This is a genomic window from Faecalimonas umbilicata, from assembly GCF_004346095.1.
Classification (GTDB): domain Bacteria; phylum Bacillota; class Clostridia; order Lachnospirales; family Lachnospiraceae; genus Faecalimonas; species Faecalimonas umbilicata.
Genome location: NZ_SLZV01000021.1, coordinates 1 through 18,287 on the forward strand (window position 1 = coordinate 1; position 18,287 = coordinate 18,287).

Sequence of the window (18,287 nt, forward strand, 5' to 3'; positions counted from 1 at the left end):
GGACACCCTTGGTCTTGGCTGTATCCTTCCCACTACTAGGGCGGATTAGGAACTTTCATCCATTAGCGACGTGCGCCGCAAGGCGCACACAAAAATAAGACTGTCACATATCTGCAACAGTCTTATCTGGTCTTCTGTGGTCGTTAAGCCACTGTCAATCTTATTTAAATTAAACTCTTGATAAATACTCTCCTGTACGAGTATCAATCTTTAATACATCTCCCTGCTCTACGAACAATGGAACGTATACTGTAGCACCTGTCTCAACAACAGCTGGCTTTGTAGCTCCCTGTGCTGTATCTCCTTTGAATCCAGGCTCTGTATCTGTGATCTGAAGCTCTACAAATAACGGCGGCTCTACTGCAAATACATTTCCTTTGTGAGAACAGATTTTTACCATTTCATTTTCTTTTACGAATTTCAGAGAATCTCCAATCGCATCCTCATTTAACGCGATCTGCTCGTAATTCTCGACATCCATGAAATGATATAATTCACCATCTGTATATAAGTACTGCATGTCTTTTCTCTCGATGTGAGCTTTTGGGAATTTCTCAGTAGGTCTGAATGTCTTCTCTACCACACCCCCACTGATAATATTTTTTAATTTTGTTCTAACAAACGCCGCACCTTTACCTGGTTTTACATGCTGAAACTCCATAATCTGGAAAATATTTCCTTCAATTTCAACTGTTACACCGTTTTTAAAATCTCCTGCTGAAATCATCTGTAATCCTCCTTAAATTATGCCCATGAAAGCAATTCTCATTCATTTGACTGTTTACCATTTTATAATACTTCGCGAGTATTTTCAACCTTTTTTTACTTAAGAGTTGGCTTATTCTGCTTTTTCTTGTAAAAATGAAGCACAATCCGCTCCAGATACCGTTTCAAAACAATCTGAATCTCTTCTTTCGGATGCATCGGCTTCACTAAAATGTTGTGCATTCCTGCACGCTTTGCACCAAATACATCGGTAAATAACTGATCCCCCACAAACAAAGAATTCTTTTCATCTGTCCCCATCAGTTCCATTGCTTTTCGATAATTCTTTGTGGACGGCTTGTGGGCATTGTAAATATAAGGCACCTGGATTTCCTCATTAAACATCTTCACCCTTGGTTCCTGATTATTTGAAATCAGACAACAAGAAAATCCAATCTCCTTCAGTCTTGCAAACAGCTTTTTGGCCCGCTCATCTGCCGGCGCACCGTGCGGCACTAACGTATTATCGATATCAAATAATACACCTCTGTACCCTTTTTCATATAATTCTTCAAACGGAATCACATATGTGGATGCCACATATTCATCCGGAAAAAACATATCGAACATCTTTTTCCTCCCCGTACCCTGTCTTTTTTCTATTTTATCGCATTGCTTTTTTTACATCTTTTTTAAATTCTTCCCATTTTTTCTCATGTTCAACATAGTAAAGCGGACATGCTTTTCCTGTCACATCATAATGACGGATCACATCCTCTTCCGTCAGTCCAAACTTCTGGCAAAGCCATGCAGTCAGTTCTACAACGGAACGATATGTCTTCCTGTTAAATTTACCAGTTTCATCGGGATGACAGCATTCAATGGAAACTGTATCGACATTTCTTGAATTAGACGCATATGCCATCTCCCACGTCGGAACACACTGGATAATCTCTCCTTCCAATCCGACAACAAAATGGCTGCTTACACTCGTTTCATGGCTATCTTTCAGTCCCTCAAAATAATCTCGGTTATTCTGTGCTGTAGAACCCGGATTTGCCGTATAATGGATCACAATCCCTCTGATTTTTTCCACTTCCGTCCCTGGTCTGGAATATTCATTGACTGCGAGCAGCTGAACATCAATATCTGGTTTCCGCTCTTCAATTTCCTCTTGGCTAAGCTGTTCTGCCCTTCCGAAAAACCCGATTCCGCACGCTTTCATCAGACCTAACACTATACTCAAAGCAAAAACAATAATAATTCCTGCTGCAACTACTATGTGCTTTCTTTTTCTTCCTCTTCCATAATAATCTCTTTTTCTGTATCTCATGCTCTTTTATCCTTTTGATTCTCTTATCTCTATCTATTCTAGCACAAGATTTCCCTAAAAGAATGAAGTTTTTCTTAAAATGTCGCAAAAGGACCGCCGTCTGGCAGTCCTCTCTTTATTTTCTATTCGTCCACACTGTAGTTTGGTGCTTCTTTTGTAATATGAATATCATGCGGATGACTTTCCTTTAAGGAAGCAGCAGAAATCTTCACAAATCTTCCACTTTCTTTCAGTTCTTCGATTGTCTTTGCCCCGCAATATCCCATTCCGGCACGAAGACCACCCATGAGCTGGAATACGGTATCTTCTACAGTTCCTTTATACGCCACACGTCCTTCTACACCTTCTGGAACAAGTTTCTTCGCATCTGCCTGGAAGTAACGGTCTTTGCTTCCATTTTCCATTGCTGCGATCGATCCCATTCCACGGTATACTTTGTATTTTCTTCCCTGGAATAATTCAAATGTTCCTGGGCTCTCATCACATCCTGCGAAGATACTTCCCATCATACATACATTTGCTCCTGCCGCAACTGCTTTTGTCATATCTCCTGAATATTTGATACCTCCATCAGCGATGACCGGAATGCCATATTCTTTTGCAACTTCATAGCAATCCATCACTGCTGTAATCTGCGGAACACCAATTCCTGCAACAATACGTGTTGTACAGATAGATCCAGGTCCGATACCAACCTTCACTGCGTCAACGCCTGCCTCAATCAATGCTCTTGTAGCCTCTCCTGTTGCAACATTTCCTGCGATTACCTGTAAATCCGGATATTTTTCTTTGACCATGCGAACTGTTCTGATTACATTTGCAGAATGTCCATGTGCAGAATCCATAACAACAACGTCTACCTTTGCTTTCACGAGTGCATCTACTCGTTCCAGACAGTTTGCTGTAATTCCAACTGCAGCTCCACAGAGAAGACGTCCCTGCTCGTCCTTCGCTGAAAGTGGGTATTTGATCTGTTTCTCGATATCTTTGATTGTGATAAGCCCTTTCAGATTGAAGTCTTTATCCACGATCGGAAGCTTTTCTTTTCTCGCCTTTGCAAGGATCTTTTTTGCCTCTTCCAAAGTGATGCCTTCCGGAGCTGTAATCAGACCTTCGGATGTCATAGATTCTTTGATCTTCTTTGTAAAATCCTCTTCGAATTTTAAATCACGGTTTGTAATAATTCCTACTAATTTTTTTCCTTCTGTAATTGGAACTCCGGAAATACGGAATTTCGCCATCAGATCATTTGCATCCGCAAGTGTATGTTCCGGTGACAAATAAAATGGATCTGTGATAACTCCATTTTCAGAACGCTTTACTTTGTCGACTTCTTCTGCCTGTTCTTCAATTGACATGTTCTTGTGAATAATTCCGATTCCACCCTGACGAGCCATTGCAATCGCCATACGATGTTCTGTAACCGTATCCATTCCGGCACTCATCATCGGTATGTTTAATTTAATTTTCTTCGTCAGATTTGTAGACAGATCAACCTGATTCGGGATTACTTCTGAATAAGCCGGCACTAACAGCACGTCATCAAATGTAATACCTTCTCCAATAATTTTTCCCATGATTTTGCTTCCTCTCTTTCTTTTGTTTATCCCATTTTCTTAGTAACATTTCATCTTTACAGCACTTATAAGCATAACTTATTAATACTATAAATAACTTTTGTCGTTTTATAAGGTATTGTTATATTACAAAAAACCTGGCACAATGTCAAGCTATAAATTGTTTTTTATTTAGAGAATTACCTTTCTTGGCGCCAGCATTCGCATTCCTTCCAGAATTGTCTGATTTGGTTCAAAAATAATCTTCTCCTTCTGTCCGTTCTTTACTACCACCATTGTGTATGTCTTATGATCCGGATTCATCGTGCTGAAATTATGTGCCTTGATATTCTGAAATGCATTCAGTTCTGCTGACCCTGTAGGCGCAATCACTTCCAGTTCGCTGACATTTGTTTGAAACACTCTCTTTCTCTTCTGCTTCGCCATGATCTTATCGATATCAAGATCCCCGTTGACATATAAATATTCAAATTCCAGGTCTAACTGCCGGAACAAAAAAATATCTGCCACTATCATAATTCCAAAGAAAAGAATCCCCAGCGGAAACAGAAAAAACGATAAAAGCGATACCACTGTAAGCGCGATCAATGCAGCTTTTGCCACCATTGTACCCATTGATGCCTTTCTCTTGACAAGTTGTTCTGTGTAAAAATCACTCATCTTTGCTGTACCTCCATTTTTTACATATATTTTTATTATATCACATTCTAAAAAACAGTAAAGAAAAAAAGATGAGTACCGGCCTATTCTCCGGTACTCATCTGTCCTTTCAAAATTTACATCATACCCATTCCTGGTCCGCCCGCCGGCATAGGAGGAACATCTTCTTTTATATTTGCCACAACAGACTCTGTTGTAAGAAGTGTAGATGCAACACTTGTCGCATTCTGTAATGCACTTCTTGTCACTTTTGCCGGATCCAAAATTCCTGCTTTTACCATATCAACATATTCTTCGTTATAAGCATCAAATCCGATTCCCGGCTGCTGTTCTCTTACTTTATTGATGATGACAGAACCTTCCAAACCTGCATTTGCCGCAATGTGGAATAACGGAGCTTCCAGTGCTTTTAAGATAATATTTGCACCTGTCTTCTCGTCTCCTTCTAATGTTTCTGCAAGCTTAGTAACTTCTTTGGATGCATGGATATATGCAGATCCACCACCTGCTACAATTCCTTCTTCCACTGCTGCTCTTGCTGCTGAAAGCGCATCTTCCATACGAAGTTTTGCTTCTTTCATCTCAGTTTCTGTCGCTGCACCTACACGGATTACTGCAACACCACCAGCAAGTTTTGCGAGTCTTTCCTGAAGTTTTTCTTTATCGAACTCAGATGTTGTCTCTTCAATCTGTGCCTTAATCTGTGCAACACGTGCGTTGATTGCTTCCTTCTCTCCAAGTCCATCTACGATCACTGTATTTTCTTTCTGAACTTTTACAGATTTTGCACGTCCCAGCATATCCAGTGTAGTCTCTTTTAAATCTAATCCCAATTCTTCTGAGATCACCTGTCCGCCTGTCAGAATCGCAATATCTTCTAACATAGCTTTTCTTCTGTCTCCATAACCCGGTGCCTTTACTCCAACTACCTGGAATGTACCACGCAATTTATTGACGATCAATGTTGTCAGCGCTTCTCCTTCGATATCCTCTGCAACGATCAGAAGTTTTGCTCCTGCCTGCACAACCTGCTCTAACAATGGAAGTAATTCCTGAATGTTCGCAATCTTTTTATCTGTGATCAGAATATATGGATCTTCCAGATTTGCTTCCATCTTATCCATATCTGTCGCCATATATGCAGAAATATATCCACGATCAAACTGCATACCTTCTACAAGGTCCAACTCTGTTTTCATTGTCTTAGACTCTTCAATCGTAATGACACCATCATTGGATACTTTCTCCATTGCATCTGCAACCATCTCTCCAACTTCTATATCTCCTGCGGAGATTGCAGCTACATTTGCGATTCTTTCTTTGCTTTCTACTTTACTGCTCATGCCTGCAACTGCTTCCACTGCAACATCTGTTGCTTTCTTCATACCCTTGCGAAGTACGATTGGATTTGCACCTGCTGCCAGGTTCTTCATTCCTTCATTGACCATGGCCTGTGCCAATACAGTCGCTGTCGTTGTTCCGTCTCCGGCAACATCGTTTGTCTTTGCTGCCACTTCACGGATCAGCTGTGCTCCCATATTCTCAAAAGCATCTTCCAGTTCAATCTCTTTTGCGATCGTCACACCATCATTTGTGATCAGCGGAGCACCGAATGATTTATCCAGAACTACATTTCTTCCCTTCGGTCCTAATGTCACACGTACTGTATTTGCTAATTGATTTACACCTGATTCCAAAGCACTTCTGGCCTCTGCGCCATATTTAATTTCTTTTGCCATGACTGATGTCCTCCTTAAATTCTGTCTCTCTATCTTCTTCGATGACCTGATGTCACCTTTCTATTCTCTTTCTGTTGTTTTATTCCTATTCGATGATTGCAAGAATATCACTCTGTTTTACAATAATGTATTCCTCATCTTCTAAGGAAACTTCTGTACCGGCGTATTTTGAATAAATCACCTGATTTCCGACAGCCACGTTCATCGTAACTTCTTTCCCATCAACTGTTCCGCCAGGTCCTACCGCTACAACTTCCGCCTGCTGTGGTTTCTCCTTTGACTGTCCCGGTAATACGATTCCGGATTTTGTTGTTTCTTCTGCGACTAATTGTTTCAATACGACTCTGTCACCTAATGGTACTAATTTCATGTAAATTCCTCCTTATACTACCGCAATTTCAAGGTCTGTGCGAAAGCCTCAAAAGCTTTCCGCCCCACACAGTCTATCTGTACGGGGTGTCTGCGCCGCCTTTATTAGCACTCATTTTATTCGAGTGCTAATTTGCTTTACTAATAAAATAGCACTATGTTTTTCATTTGTCAACTCAGTTTATATTTATTTTATAAAATCCATTTTCAATTTGAAGAATCAGAATATTTCCGCTTTTTCCAAGGAATCTCTCTCTCACTCTTCCAACGCATTCTTCTGCCTCTTCTCCCAAAAAAACCGTGCAGCGATACGATACATCCAGCGAAATTTTTGAAAGATCTGTCTCCTCCAGATTCAAATATATGCACTCTGTCTTCGGATCATACATCAAAATGATTCCTTCATAGCTGTTCTCACTTTTTTCTTCCTTTGTTCCGATCAGTTCTTCCATCGATATTTTCGCTCTGCAATTTTCAAACATTATCTTTGCCCCTTTCCTGTCACAATCAGCGAAAGGGTATCAGTTCTGCCTCTGATACCCTTTTTTCTTATTCTCTATGCTTTGTATCTTTTTTCAAATTTTCCAGTTCTTTGAAAACAAAATCGTTGATGACACGAATATAAGTTCCTTTCATACCGGAAGAACGAGATTCGATCACTCCTGCGCTCTCAAACTTACGAAGTGCATTTACGATCACAGAACGGGTAATTCCTACACGGTCCGCAATTTTACTTGCCACAAGAATTCCTTCTGTTCCCTCCAGTTCATCAAAGATATGGATGATCGCCTCCATCTCCGAGAAGGAAAGAGTGCTGATCGCCGACTTGACAATCTGCTCTTTTCTGACCTCTTCTGCACTTTCTTCATTGACCGCGCGAAGCATCTCTAATCCTACAACAGTTGTTCCATACTCACTCAGAATAATATCATCGATCTCGTATAAAGAATCTCTCTTATAGATGAACAACGTTCCCAGTCTTTCATCTGCAATATTGATCGGCGTGATGATCGCCTGATAATTTCTTACATGTTCTGGTGAAAATCCAAGTGTCTGAAGATTCACATTTTCCTTTGTAGAAAGAATGCTTAACAATCTCTCATTTAACATCTCATCAATGTGTCCTCCGACCTCATTTGTAATCAGCTCCTGTATTTCATCGACTCCTTCGCATTTACTGATTCCAAGCACTTTTCCTTTTTTACTCACAACAAATACGTTAGAATTAAGAATCTCTGTCAACACTTCACAAATGTCATTGAATACAACTTTGCTTGAATTGTTATTGTGCAGAAGTTTATTAATTTTTCTTGTCTTGTCTAATAACTGTACGCTCATTTATTCGCCTCCGTTCACGACGTCCATCGTCTGTCTATTTTACTGCTTTTGTTTATTGTAGCAAATATATCCACAAAACGTCAAAACTCTTTTCACACGTCTATATTATCACGCATTTTCAAAAAATTCAACGGATTTTTTCTAATTCTTTTTGTTATTTCTGACATATCCACATTTTTCATCTGCACAGACAAGCTTATTTCCTTTTTCGATCATATATCCGCCACATTCCGGACATTTTTCCTTAGATGGCTTCTGCCATGACATAAATTCGCATTCCGGATTGTCCTCACATCCATAATACTTCCGACCTTTTTTTGTTTTGCGCAGTACAACTTCTTTTCCACAGAGCGGACATGGGACACCGATTTTTTCCAAATAAGGCTTTGTATTTCTGCATTCCGGGAATCCCGGGCATGCAAGGAATCTTCCATGTGGACCATACTTGATCACCATATTTCTTCCGCATTCCTCACAGATAACGTCAGTCACCTCATCCTCGATCTTAACACTCTCCAATTCTTTCTCTGCTACTTTTACAGCCTCATCAAGATCCGGATAGAAGTTGCGGATCACAGACTTCCATTCCACTTTTCCTTCCTCAACCATATCAAGCAGCCCTTCCATATTGGCAGTAAAGTTCACATCAACAATACTTGGGAATGATTGTTTCATCATGTTATTTACAACTTCTCCAAGTTCGGTCAGATAGAGGTTCTTATTTTCTTTCGAAACATATCGTCTTGCGATGATTGTAGAGATTGTCGGTGCATACGTACTCGGCCGTCCAATCCCCAGTTCTTCCAGTGTCTTTACCAGTGCTGCTTCTGTATAGTGTGCCGGCGGCTGTGTAAAATGCTGTTTTTCTTCCAACGCTTCTTTTGTCAGAACAGAATCTTGATCCAATCCTTTCACAAGCAGATTGCTCGCCATCTTTTCTTCGTCTGACTCCACATAAGCGATGCGGAATCCTTCAAACACAACTTTTGAAGTTGATACTGAAAATTGATATGCTCCCGCGCCAATTTTTACAGAAGTAGATTCAAATTTCGCCGGCTGCATCCTGCTTGCTGCAAACCGCTTCCAGATCAACTGATACAAACGAAACTGATCTCTTGTCAGAGATTCTTTCACAGAAGCCGGTGTCCTGCTAAGATCTGTCGGTCGAATCGCCTCGTGGGCATCCTGAATCTTTTTCTCAGAAGCTTTCTTCTTTTCTCCCTCTGCCACAAAATTTTCTCCATAAACTTCTCGGATATATTCTCTTGCCGCTGCATCTGCCTCATCCGAAATTCTTGTGGAATCCGTACGGAGGTATGTGATAATACCAATCGTACCACTGCCTTTGATATCAACTCCCTCGTACAATTGCTGCGCAATCCGCATCGTCTTCTGCGTAGCAAAGTTCAGTACCTTTGACGCTTCCTGCTGCAGTGTACTTGTCGTAAACGGAAGTGGCGCTTTCTTCAGACGCTCACTTACTTTCACTTCATCTACAAAGAATTTTTCGTGCTCAATTTCACGGACAATCTGATCCATCTCTTCTTTCGAATGAATGGTCATTTTTTTCTTATCTTTCCCGTAGAAACTTGCCACAAGCGGCTTTTTCTCACCTTCAACATGGATCGTTGCATCAAGTGTCCAGTATTCTTCCGGAATAAATGCATCAATTTCTTCTTCACGATCAGCAATAATGCGAAGCGCCACAGACTGTACTCTCCCTGCACTTAATCCCCTCTTTACTTTCGCCCAAAGCAGCGGACTGATCTTGTACCCTACCATCCGGTCTAACGCACGCCTTGCCTGCTGTGCATCAACCAGGTTCATATTGATCTCCCGCGCATCTTTGATAGACGCCTTCACCGCATTCTTCGTGATCTCATTGAAGCTGATACGGTACACTTTCTTTCCTTCCAGCTTCAGTGCTACATACAAATGCCACGAAATTGCCTCTCCCTCACGGTCAGGGTCAGTTGCGAGATAAATTTTATCTGCCTTCTTCACTTCTTTTCTAAGATTCGCAAGAATATCTCCTTTCCCGCGGATTGTAATGTATTTAGGCTCAAAATCATTTTCTACATCAATTCCAAGCTGGCTCTTTGGCAGATCTCTCACATGTCCCTGGGATGCTGTCACAACATAATTACTTCCCAGAAATTTTTTAATTGTCTTAACTTTTGCAGGCGATTCTACAATCACAAGATAACGTGCCATAAACTACTCCTTTATTTCTGTCCCTTTATTTCGATTTCTTTTCTTTCTACCAATTTCCTCTCACATAGTATCCTTTGGAAATTTCTTTGATCTTTCCATTCATTTCCAAAGAAACAAGCTGCCTCATCAGCTCTGGAATCGACAGCTTTGTTTCCGCCAGTATCTGGCCGATACTCTTCGGGTTCAAATCGAGACAACTATACACTATATTCTGTTCAGTTTCAAGTATTATTTTTGTTTCTGTCAAATTCTTCACAAAATTTCCACAAATATTCAGTTCCTCTAAAAGCTCTTCCGGTGATAAAATAATCCCCGCTCCCTGCTTGATCAGACGGTTGCAGCCTCTGCTCAATTGGCTGTCCACACTGCCCGGAAGTGCATATACATCTTTCCCCTGCTCCAGCGCCATATCAGCTGTAATCAGCGACCCGCTCCGTTCTCTCGCCTCAATGATGATCACCACATCTGCCAACCCACTGATCAACCGGTTTCTCGCCGGAAAATACTGTGCAAGCGGCGGACTCCCCGGTTGTTGTTCTGACAAAATTCCTCCATATTTTTTTAAATCTTCATAGAGTCCTCGATTCTCTTTTGGATAGCAAATATCCACACCGCTTCCAAGAATACCAAATGTTCCTCCGCTTCCGTGGATTGCCCCTCTTTGACCTGCTGCGTCGATTCCTCTTGCCATCCCACTGATCACAGAAATCCCCGCTTCACTCAATATTTTTCCAATCTTTCTTGCATAAGTTTCCCCATAATACGTACAGTTTCTGGCGCCGACAATTGCCGCAGTCCTTCTTCCCTTTTCCGGAAGTTTTCCCATCACATAGAGCGCATAAGGCGGTGAAGAAATGTTCCTTAATCTGTCCGGGTATTTTTCCTGTTCATATGTGACAAGCGCAATCCCTTTTTTTTGCCATTCTGCAACAATTTCTTTGCTCCATCGCCGTTTTCCTTCTTGTATGATCTGCGTGATCGTCTCCGCCTTTCCCTCCGTCCACTTCTCTTTTAACCTCTTCTTCAGTGCTGTTTCTTCTATATAATATAGCGTTTTTTTTTGAGGAAATTCCTTTGTCAGCTGTATTTTTTCCCTGTTTCCGATTCCCTTTAATCCCGCAAACCAAAAACGGAATAGTTCATCTTGTTCTATCTGATTCTCTCTTTGTTTTTCCACATTATTCCTCCACCCTTATCTCCAATATTTCTGATCCATTGTACGGTAAATCAACGCTTCATCCAAATGGGTCGATTCAATCTTTTCACTGCCTTCCAGATCTGCGATCGTCCTTGCTACCCGAAGTACTTTATAGTAGGAGCGGGCAGTCAACTGAAGCGTCTCAAAACTTCTTTTCATCTTTTCTTTTCCCTCCGGATCCAATTCACAATGCTCCATCAGTGTTTTGACGGATACTCTTCCATTTGTCTGCTTCTTCTGCCCCTCATATCGTTTCTTTTGAATCTCTCGCGCTGCACATACTCGCGCACGGATAATATCGGATGTCTCCTCCTCATCGGTTTGGATCAGGCTCTCATACCTCACCTTCGGTACATCTACGCAAAGATCGATCCGATCAAGCAGTGGTCCGCTGATTCTGCCTAAATAATTGCGGATTTCCTGTTCACTGCACCTACATCGATTGTAATCCGGAAACTGTCCGCATGGACACGGATTCATTGCCGCCACTACAATCGTATCTGCCGGAAATATATAACTTCCTCCATTTCTGACAATATGAATCTTCTGTTCTTCCAACGGTTCTCTTAACGCCTCCAGCACATCTTTTCGAAATTCTGCCGCCTCATCCAAAAACAGACATCCACCATGACTTAAGCTCAATTCTCCCGGAACAGGATGCAAACCTCCTCCTACAAGCGCAGCCTTTGTGACCGTGTGATGTACCGCACGAAATGGACGAGCTAAAATCAGAGGCTGTTTTTCATCCAAAAATCCTGCAACACTATACACTTTCGAAATCTCTATGCATTCCTCCATCGAAAGCGGAGGAAAGATGGTCGGAATCCGTTTTGCTACCATCGTTTTTCCGGAACCTGGCGGTCCGATCAGCAAAAGATTATGTTCTCCTGCAACTGCGATTTCTGCCGCCCGCTTTACAAATGTCTGCCCTTTGATCTCGCTAAAATCCTCTGAACCCTGACATCTATCCTCAACTTCTATATTCCGCTCTCCTGACACTTTATGATTTTTCCAGACAATTTCCTCACCCTCCTGTTCTATTTTTTTTGCAACTTCAATCAGTTCTGTCAATTTTGACACACCGATCACTTCCATCCCTGTGATACTTCTCCCTTCCTGTTCATTCTCCTTTGGAATCATGCAGCGGACGCATCCATGTTCTTTTGCTTCCAGAAGAATCGGGAGAATCCCGGGAACTTTTTTCACACCACCATCGAGGCTTAACTCTCCGATTATAAGTACATTTACAAGCGTTTTCTGACTGATCACCCCATTGGCCGCAAGCACTGCTGCCGCGATTGGGAGGTCAAATGCCGCTCCTCTTTTTCTTACATTTGCCGGAGAAAGATTGATCACTACCTTTCTTGGCGGAATCTGTATGCCGCTGTTTTTTACTGCCGTGCGAACACGCTCCGCCGACTCTTTTACTTCCGATGCAAGATGACCTACCATATGAAAAAATGGAAGTCCATTTCCCACATCTGCCTCCACATGGATAAACTCTGCCTGCATTCCCTGCAGAGATGCTGATAAAACTGTGCTAAACAAAGCCGATACCACTCCTTCCCAAATCGCACTGCGTATCTTCTCTTAGCCTCTTTTATTTCTGTACAAAAATAAGAACCGCACATGCGATTTTCTTTCTTTTTTCTTGTGTTTCCATACTATTTTTGATCGTTGATTTTCTGGCAGAAACGCCGGAATAATTCTGAAAGAGATGTCTTCAGAATGATTTTCTTTACTATAACATATCTTTTTTGTTTATGCTACATAAGGGTTATAATATTTTTATGAATAATTGCAGTTTTCCATGCAATCGCTTGCATTTTCTCTCTAACGCAAATACGTCCCGTGCAGAAACACTTTCTGCCGGAACGTATCATTTTCTTATCTTCTTTTCTCTGCTTTTTACAAATATTCGTAAAATTTGTTATGCTTCTTCTGTCTCTGCTTCGGGTTCTTCCACACGCTCATATTTTGAAAAGATCTTCCGGTAAATATACGATGTGACAAATGCCAGAAACGAAAATCCAGTCATGAACCAAAATGCAAGTGCTGTGATCATTGCCCGTGCACTGAAAAACGTCACAAACAGTACTAAAATATTGACTCCAAAAAGAAGTAATGTGAACGGAAAACTGCCGATACCTATCAACAGAGCATTTTTGAAAATCTGCTTCATTGTCGCGTGAAATCGTGCAATATAAGGGAAAATATACATTGCAATCATCAGATAAACAAAAGACATTGCATAAATGGTCACCCCAAATGCTTTTCCAAATCCGCCTTCCAGTCCCATCGCAAACCTGATGTCTACAAAAAGCACTGTTCCAACGAAAAGTATCACTAACCATGCGATCGTACTCTGTTTGAAATTCTCTTTAAATCCTTTTAGAAATCCTTTGGCAATATAACTTTCTTCGTTCTTTACCGCCTTCAATGTTACAGAATACAGCGCCGTCCACGAAGCACCGATCGTCACGATCGGAATGCTGCATAAAAGGAATAAAAAATTGAGGATGACCAAATCGGCTACCCTTCCTAAAAATCTCCAGACAATATTGTCTGTGTCAAATAATCTGCCCATACAATCCCGCCATTCATATAATTTTTGCGGCAGCTGCCGCCCTTCACTTTGTCAGACATAAGTATATGATAGCACGTTCTCCTTTGATAGTAAACAGACATTTTGATGCTTTTTTCTCTGTTTTCATGTGGAAAAGCACAAATCTTCTCTCCAGCACATAAGCTATATTAAATATGCTTAGAGGTGCTTATCTTGAAATCATTTCCAACTCCCCTCACTTCTGCTGAGGAACAATATTACATGCAAAAATACACAGAGGGCGACCTTGAAGCAAAACACATCCTGATCGAACACAATCTCCGGCTTGTAGCACATATTGTCAAAAAATATCAACGTCCGGAGGAAGACAATGAAGATCTGATCTCCATCGGAACCGTAGGACTGATCAAAGCAGTCATCACCTTTAATCCCGAAAAAGGAAATCGACTTTCCACTTATGCAGCCCGCTGTATTGAAAATGAAATTCTGATGATGCTTCGCTCTAGAAAAAAATCCTCCCGGGAAATCTCTCTCTACGAACCGATCGGTACTGACCGGGAAGGTAATGAGATCCAGCTGTTTGATGTCATGGAGACAACAGATGAAGATATCCACGAGAAAATCAATCTCAAAGACGATGTACGCACTTTATACGAAAAAGTAGAATCCGAATTATCTGACCGGGAACGGCTCGTTCTGAAAATGCGCTACGGACTTTACAATGAGGAAGAATACACGCAGCGTGAAATCGCAAAAAGGCTTGGAATTTCCCGCTCTTACGTATCACGCATTGAAAAAAGCGCCGTGGAAAAATTGCGCATCTTCTTTCCGGAATCTTGACAGAATACTAAGAAACCGAAAGCAAAGGCTCATTTTCACTGAAAATGCTTGCCGCTTTCGGTTTCCTCATCACATTATACTTCTTTCGCTTCCTGTCTTCTTAAAATATCATACTGCTCTAACGGCATTCCCAGATCTACATACAATACTTGTTTTGGATGCGGAGCACTCTCCTGCTCATTGCCATCCTCATCTAAGATCCGCTTCACTTCCACACTAATATTTTCGCCATTCGGTTTCATCACTTCGATCGTCTCTCCGACAGAAAACTTATTTCTCTGTTCGATACGGTAAGTGCCATCACGCTCTTCCCCTACGATTCCAAGATAGGTATACTCTTTCACATAAGTATTGCTGTCATAGATCTGTGTTGTCTCATCCGGCTTTCCAAAGAAAAATCCTGTCGTAAACTGCCGATAAGTACAATTAGAGATCTGTTCCAGATACCATGGCATATTTTTCTCATAGAGTGCCGGATCCTTCTGATAGTCGTCAATCGCCTTGCGGTATGTTCTTGCAACCGTTGCTACATAGAGTGCGGTCTTCATACGTCCCTCGATCTTCAGACTGTCAATGCCCGACTCTAAAATTTCCGGGATATGCTGGATCATACAGAGGTCCTTGGAGTTAAAAATATAAGTTCCTCTCTCATTCTCATACACCGGCATATATTCTCCTGGTCTGGTCTCCTCAACCACAGAATATTTCCATCTGCATGGATGGGTACATGCTCCCCGGTTTGCATCTCTTCCGGTGAAATAGTTGCTGAGCAGGCATCTTCCGGAATAAGAAATGCACATCGCCCCATGGACAAATGTCTCAATTTCCAGCTCATCCGGAATATTTGCCCGAATCTCTCTAATTTCCTCCAAAGACAATTCCCTTGCTGATACGACACGAGATGCCCCCAGCTTATGCCAGAAATTATAAGTCGCATAGTTTGTATTATTTGCCTGCGTACTGATGTGACGCTCAATCTCCGGACAGATTTCCTTTGCGATCTCAAATACACCAGGGTCGGCAATGATCAATGCGTCTGGTTTAATCTCTTTTAACTCTTTAAAATATTCTCGTACCCCTGAAAGATCCGCATTATGCGCGAGAATATTGGCAGTTACATATACTTTTACATCGTGTTCATGTGCAAATGCGATTCCCTCCTGCATTTCCTCCATGGAAAAGTTTTTCGCTTTCGCTCGAAGTCCGAACGCCTCTCCTCCAATGTAAACCGCATCAGCTCCAAACATAACAGCTGTCTTTAATACTTCCAGGCTGCTCGCCGGAATCAATAATTCTGGATGTCTTGCCATATATTTTTCCTTTCTGTACAACTTGTTTCTTTTCTATTTTTCTCCAATCTTTACACTGACTGTTGCTCCGTCCCCGATCGGAACTATAGACGTCAGCAGTCTGTCATCATGCTTTAATGCATACAGATATTCCCTCATTCGGCTGTGGATCGTCCGATTCCTGCGCTCCACTGCGAAGCGAGATTCAATGATATCTCCTTCCTGAAGCACATTATCCGATACGAGGACGCCTCCCGGATTCAAAAGACGCATCACTTCCGGCAGATAATAAATATACTGTCCTTTTGCCGCATCCATAAAAATAAAATCATACGGCTCTTTTAAGGACTGCATCACTTCCATCGCATCTCCTTCCAGAAGTGTGATCTGTTTTTCTTTTCCTGCCCGCCTGAAATTTTCACGGGCAATCGGAATCCGTTTCTCATATTTTTCAATTGTTGTGATCTCACATTCCTCTGTCACATATTCACTCATCAGAATTGCAGAAAATCCGACAGCCGTTCCAACCTCTAAAATCCGCCTCGGTTTCTGCATCGCAAGCAGTACTTTCAGAAAGCTCTGCATCTCCTTCCGGATGATCGGTACATAAGTATCCAGTGCCTCCTGCTCGATCTGCTCCAAAATCGCTGTGTTTTCTGTGTCAAGAGAATTAATGAACGTCACCATTCTTTCATCTACAATCATATGCCTTCTCCTCTGTTTCTGAATTGCAAAACCTCAGAAAATAAGGCGGAGAACCAAAATCCTCCGCCCTTCTTTCCTTCTATACATCCATAATGATCGGAAGGATCATCGGACGTCTCTTAGTCCGCTTCCAGATAAAATCATTCATCGTATCGCGGATCACTAATTTAATTCTGCTCCAGTCTGCATTGCGATTGTTTCTCAAACAGTTCTCAAGCGCATCGGAAAGTACCTGTCTTGCCTCTTCCATCAGCCCTTCGGACTCCCTTACATAGACAAATCCTCTCGAAACAATGTCCGGCCCTGCAAGGAGCTGATTGGTTCCCTTCTCCAGTGTCAGGACTACGATCAGTATACCATCTTCTGCCAAATGCTGACGATCACGTAATACAATATTTCCAACATCGCCAACACCGAGTCCGTCTACAAGGATTGCTCCCGTCTGTACTTTGTCTACAACCTTTGCACTTTGATTATCCAGCGCCAGTACCTCTCCGGATTTGAGGATGAATACATTTTCCTTCGGAATGCCAAGCGCTGTCGCAATTCCTGCATTTGCCTTCAAATGACGATATTCTCCATGAACCGGGATCGCATATTTTGGTTTCACAAGAGAATAGATCAATTTCAACTCTTCCTGACAGGCATGCCCGGATACGTGTGCATCCTGGAAAATAACATCTGCACCCTTCTGGGAAAGTTCATTGATCACCCTTGACACTGCCTTTTCATTTCCCGGGATTGGGTTTGAACTGAAAATAACTGTATCTCCCGGCTTGATGCTGACCTTCTTATGAATATCTGCTGCCATACGGGATAATGCCGCCATAGACTCTCCCTGGCTTCCTGTTGTGATCAGAACCGTCTTCTCATCCGGATAATTCTTCAGCTGATCGATCTCGATCAATGTCTTGTCCGGCACATTCAGATACCCAAGCTCTGATGCTGTGGAAATAATGTTGACCATGCTCCGTCCTTCCACGACAACTTTTCTGTCATACTTATAGGCAGAGTTAATGATCTGCTGTACACGGTCTACATTCGATGCGAAAGTAGCAATAATAATCCTTGTATTTCTATGTTCTGCAAAAATCTGGTCAAAAGTCTTTCCAACTGTCCGCTCTGACATCGTAAATCCCGGGCGCTCTGCATTCGTACTGTCTGACATCAGCGCAAGCACACCTTTCTTTCCGATCTCAGCAAATCTCTGAAGATCGATCGCATCTCCAAATACCGGAGTGTAATCGACTTTAAAGTCACCTGTATGCACAACGATTCCTGCCGGCGAATAAATTGCAAGCGCAGAAGCATCTGCGATACTGTGATTTGTCTTAATGAATTCAATCCGGAACTGCCCCAGATTGATCGACTGTCCGTGACGCACAACCTTTCTTCTTGTACAGCGGAGCAGGTTGTGCTCCTTTAATTTGTTTTCAATGATTCCCATCGTAAGCTTTGTCGCATAGATTGGAAGATTCATCTCTTTTAATACATAAGATAATGCTCCGATGTGATCCTCATGTCCGTGGGTAATGACAAATCCTTTCACCTTTTGGATATTATCCTTCAAATAAGTGATATCCGGAATCACAAGGTCGATCCCTAGCATATCATCCTCCGGAAATGCCAGTCCACAGTCTACTACAATAATACTGTCCTCATATTCAAAGGCAGTAATGTTCATTCCGATCTGCTCAAGTCCTCCGAGCGGAATGATCTTTAATTTTGAATTGCTCTCTCTTTTCAAAAGCTAC

The 18,287-nt window shown here is 41.9% G+C and carries 17 protein-coding genes; 1 reads left to right on the forward strand and 16 read right to left on the reverse strand.

The annotated features are described in order from the left end of the window. Positions 1–169: 169 nt before the first annotated feature. The 13 genes from efp to EDD74_RS10155 form a co-directional block, all read right to left on the reverse strand. Positions 170–727 (reverse strand): elongation factor P, encoded by a 558-nt coding sequence (gene efp / locus EDD74_RS10095; protein ID WP_008976257.1) that lies wholly within the window; start codon positions 725–727, stop codon positions 170–172. 95 nt (positions 728–822) lie between these two features. Next, positions 823–1,335: a YqeG family HAD IIIA-type phosphatase gene (locus EDD74_RS10100; protein WP_008976258.1), complete on the reverse strand. Its 513-nt coding sequence runs from the start codon at positions 1,333–1,335 to the stop codon at positions 823–825. Positions 1,336–1,369: 34 nt separating this feature from the next. Continuing rightward, on the reverse strand, positions 1,370–2,038 hold the full coding sequence (locus EDD74_RS10105; RefSeq protein WP_116441834.1) for a peptidoglycan recognition protein family protein: 669 nt from the start codon (positions 2,036–2,038) through the stop codon (positions 1,370–1,372). A gap of 122 nt (positions 2,039–2,160) precedes the next feature. Beyond that, complete coding sequence (guaB, locus tag EDD74_RS10110; RefSeq protein ID WP_008976260.1) at positions 2,161–3,615, reverse strand: IMP dehydrogenase; 1,455 nt, start codon at positions 3,613–3,615, stop codon at positions 2,161–2,163. A gap of 171 nt (positions 3,616–3,786) precedes the next feature. Beyond that, the gene (locus EDD74_RS10115) at positions 3,787–4,275 is read right to left on the reverse strand and encodes a DUF6106 family protein (protein WP_008976261.1); all 489 of its coding nucleotides are present in this window, start codon (positions 4,273–4,275) and stop codon (positions 3,787–3,789) included. 116 nt (positions 4,276–4,391) lie between these two features. Further along, on the reverse strand, positions 4,392–6,014 hold the full coding sequence (gene groL / locus EDD74_RS10120) for a chaperonin GroEL (protein WP_008976262.1): 1,623 nt from the start codon (positions 6,012–6,014) through the stop codon (positions 4,392–4,394). 85 nt (positions 6,015–6,099) lie between these two features. After that, the gene (locus EDD74_RS10125) at positions 6,100–6,384 is read right to left on the reverse strand and encodes a co-chaperone GroES (RefSeq protein WP_008976263.1); all 285 of its coding nucleotides are present in this window, start codon (positions 6,382–6,384) and stop codon (positions 6,100–6,102) included. Between the two features lie 175 nt (positions 6,385–6,559). Next, complete coding sequence (locus EDD74_RS10130; protein ID WP_242990140.1) at positions 6,560–6,865, reverse strand: hypothetical protein; 306 nt, start codon at positions 6,863–6,865, stop codon at positions 6,560–6,562. Positions 6,866–6,932: 67 nt separating this feature from the next. Continuing rightward, positions 6,933–7,721, reverse strand: coding sequence for a GTP-sensing pleiotropic transcriptional regulator CodY (gene codY, locus EDD74_RS10135; protein ID WP_008976265.1), 789 nt, complete (start codon positions 7,719–7,721; stop codon positions 6,933–6,935). 141 nt (positions 7,722–7,862) lie between these two features. Next, positions 7,863–9,935: a type I DNA topoisomerase gene (gene topA / locus EDD74_RS10140; RefSeq protein ID WP_008976266.1), complete on the reverse strand. Its 2,073-nt coding sequence runs from the start codon at positions 9,933–9,935 to the stop codon at positions 7,863–7,865. 46 nt (positions 9,936–9,981) lie between these two features. Beyond that, a complete protein-coding gene (gene dprA, locus EDD74_RS10145; RefSeq protein ID WP_009262779.1) occupies positions 9,982–11,112 on the reverse strand; it encodes a DNA-processing protein DprA in 1,131 nt (376 codons plus the stop codon). 15 nt (positions 11,113–11,127) lie between these two features. Beyond that, positions 11,128–12,681, reverse strand: coding sequence for a YifB family Mg chelatase-like AAA ATPase (locus EDD74_RS10150; protein WP_116441833.1), 1,554 nt, complete (start codon positions 12,679–12,681; stop codon positions 11,128–11,130). Between the two features lie 382 nt (positions 12,682–13,063). Continuing rightward, positions 13,064–13,720: a YesL family protein gene (locus EDD74_RS10155; RefSeq protein WP_116441832.1), complete on the reverse strand. Its 657-nt coding sequence runs from the start codon at positions 13,718–13,720 to the stop codon at positions 13,064–13,066. 192 nt (positions 13,721–13,912) lie between these two features. Here EDD74_RS10155 and sigK point away from each other — a divergent pair, with 192 nt between their 5' ends. Beyond that, positions 13,913–14,539 (forward strand): RNA polymerase sporulation sigma factor SigK, encoded by a 627-nt coding sequence (gene sigK, locus EDD74_RS10160; RefSeq protein WP_116441831.1) that lies wholly within the window; start codon positions 13,913–13,915, stop codon positions 14,537–14,539. Between the two features lie 74 nt (positions 14,540–14,613). Here sigK and EDD74_RS10165 read toward each other — a convergent pair whose 3' ends face one another. The 3 genes from EDD74_RS10165 to EDD74_RS10175 form a co-directional block, all read right to left on the reverse strand. Next, the gene (locus tag EDD74_RS10165; RefSeq protein ID WP_116441830.1) at positions 14,614–15,849 is read right to left on the reverse strand and encodes a peptidase U32 family protein; all 1,236 of its coding nucleotides are present in this window, start codon (positions 15,847–15,849) and stop codon (positions 14,614–14,616) included. Between the two features lie 33 nt (positions 15,850–15,882). Beyond that, entirely contained in the window at positions 15,883–16,533 is a 651-nt protein-coding gene (locus tag EDD74_RS10170; protein WP_008976273.1) for an O-methyltransferase, read from the reverse strand. A 79-nt stretch (positions 16,534–16,612) separates the two neighbouring features. Next, positions 16,613–18,280: a ribonuclease J gene (locus EDD74_RS10175; RefSeq protein WP_008976274.1), complete on the reverse strand. Its 1,668-nt coding sequence runs from the start codon at positions 18,278–18,280 to the stop codon at positions 16,613–16,615. Positions 18,281–18,287: the final 7 nt, after the last annotated feature.

Coding starts and splice junctions, on each gene's coding strand:
- efp (WP_008976257.1), bottom strand. CDS start 727: ATGATTTCAGCAGGAGATTTTAAAAACGGTGTAACAGTTGAAATTGAA.
- EDD74_RS10100 (WP_008976258.1), bottom strand. CDS start 1,335: ATGTTCGATATGTTTTTTCCGGATGAATATGTGGCATCCACATATGTG.
- EDD74_RS10105 (WP_116441834.1), bottom strand. CDS start 2,038: ATGAGATACAGAAAAAGAGATTATTATGGAAGAGGAAGAAAAAGAAAG.
- guaB (WP_008976260.1), bottom strand. CDS start 3,615: ATGGGAAAAATTATTGGAGAAGGTATTACATTTGATGACGTGCTGTTA.
- EDD74_RS10115 (WP_008976261.1), bottom strand. CDS start 4,275: ATGAGTGATTTTTACACAGAACAACTTGTCAAGAGAAAGGCATCAATG.
- groL (WP_008976262.1), bottom strand. CDS start 6,014: ATGGCAAAAGAAATTAAATATGGCGCAGAGGCCAGAAGTGCTTTGGAA.
- EDD74_RS10125 (WP_008976263.1), bottom strand. CDS start 6,384: ATGAAATTAGTACCATTAGGTGACAGAGTCGTATTGAAACAATTAGTC.
- EDD74_RS10130 (WP_242990140.1), bottom strand. CDS start 6,865: ATGTTTGAAAATTGCAGAGCGAAAATATCGATGGAAGAACTGATCGGA.
- codY (WP_008976265.1), bottom strand. CDS start 7,721: ATGAGCGTACAGTTATTAGACAAGACAAGAAAAATTAATAAACTTCTG.
- topA (WP_008976266.1), bottom strand. CDS start 9,935: ATGGCACGTTATCTTGTGATTGTAGAATCGCCTGCAAAAGTTAAGACA.
- EDD74_RS10155 (WP_116441832.1), bottom strand. CDS start 13,720: ATGGGCAGATTATTTGACACAGACAATATTGTCTGGAGATTTTTAGGA.
- EDD74_RS10165 (WP_116441830.1), bottom strand. CDS start 15,849: ATGGCAAGACATCCAGAATTATTGATTCCGGCGAGCAGCCTGGAAGTA.
- EDD74_RS10170 (WP_008976273.1), bottom strand. CDS start 16,533: ATGATTGTAGATGAAAGAATGGTGACGTTCATTAATTCTCTTGACACA.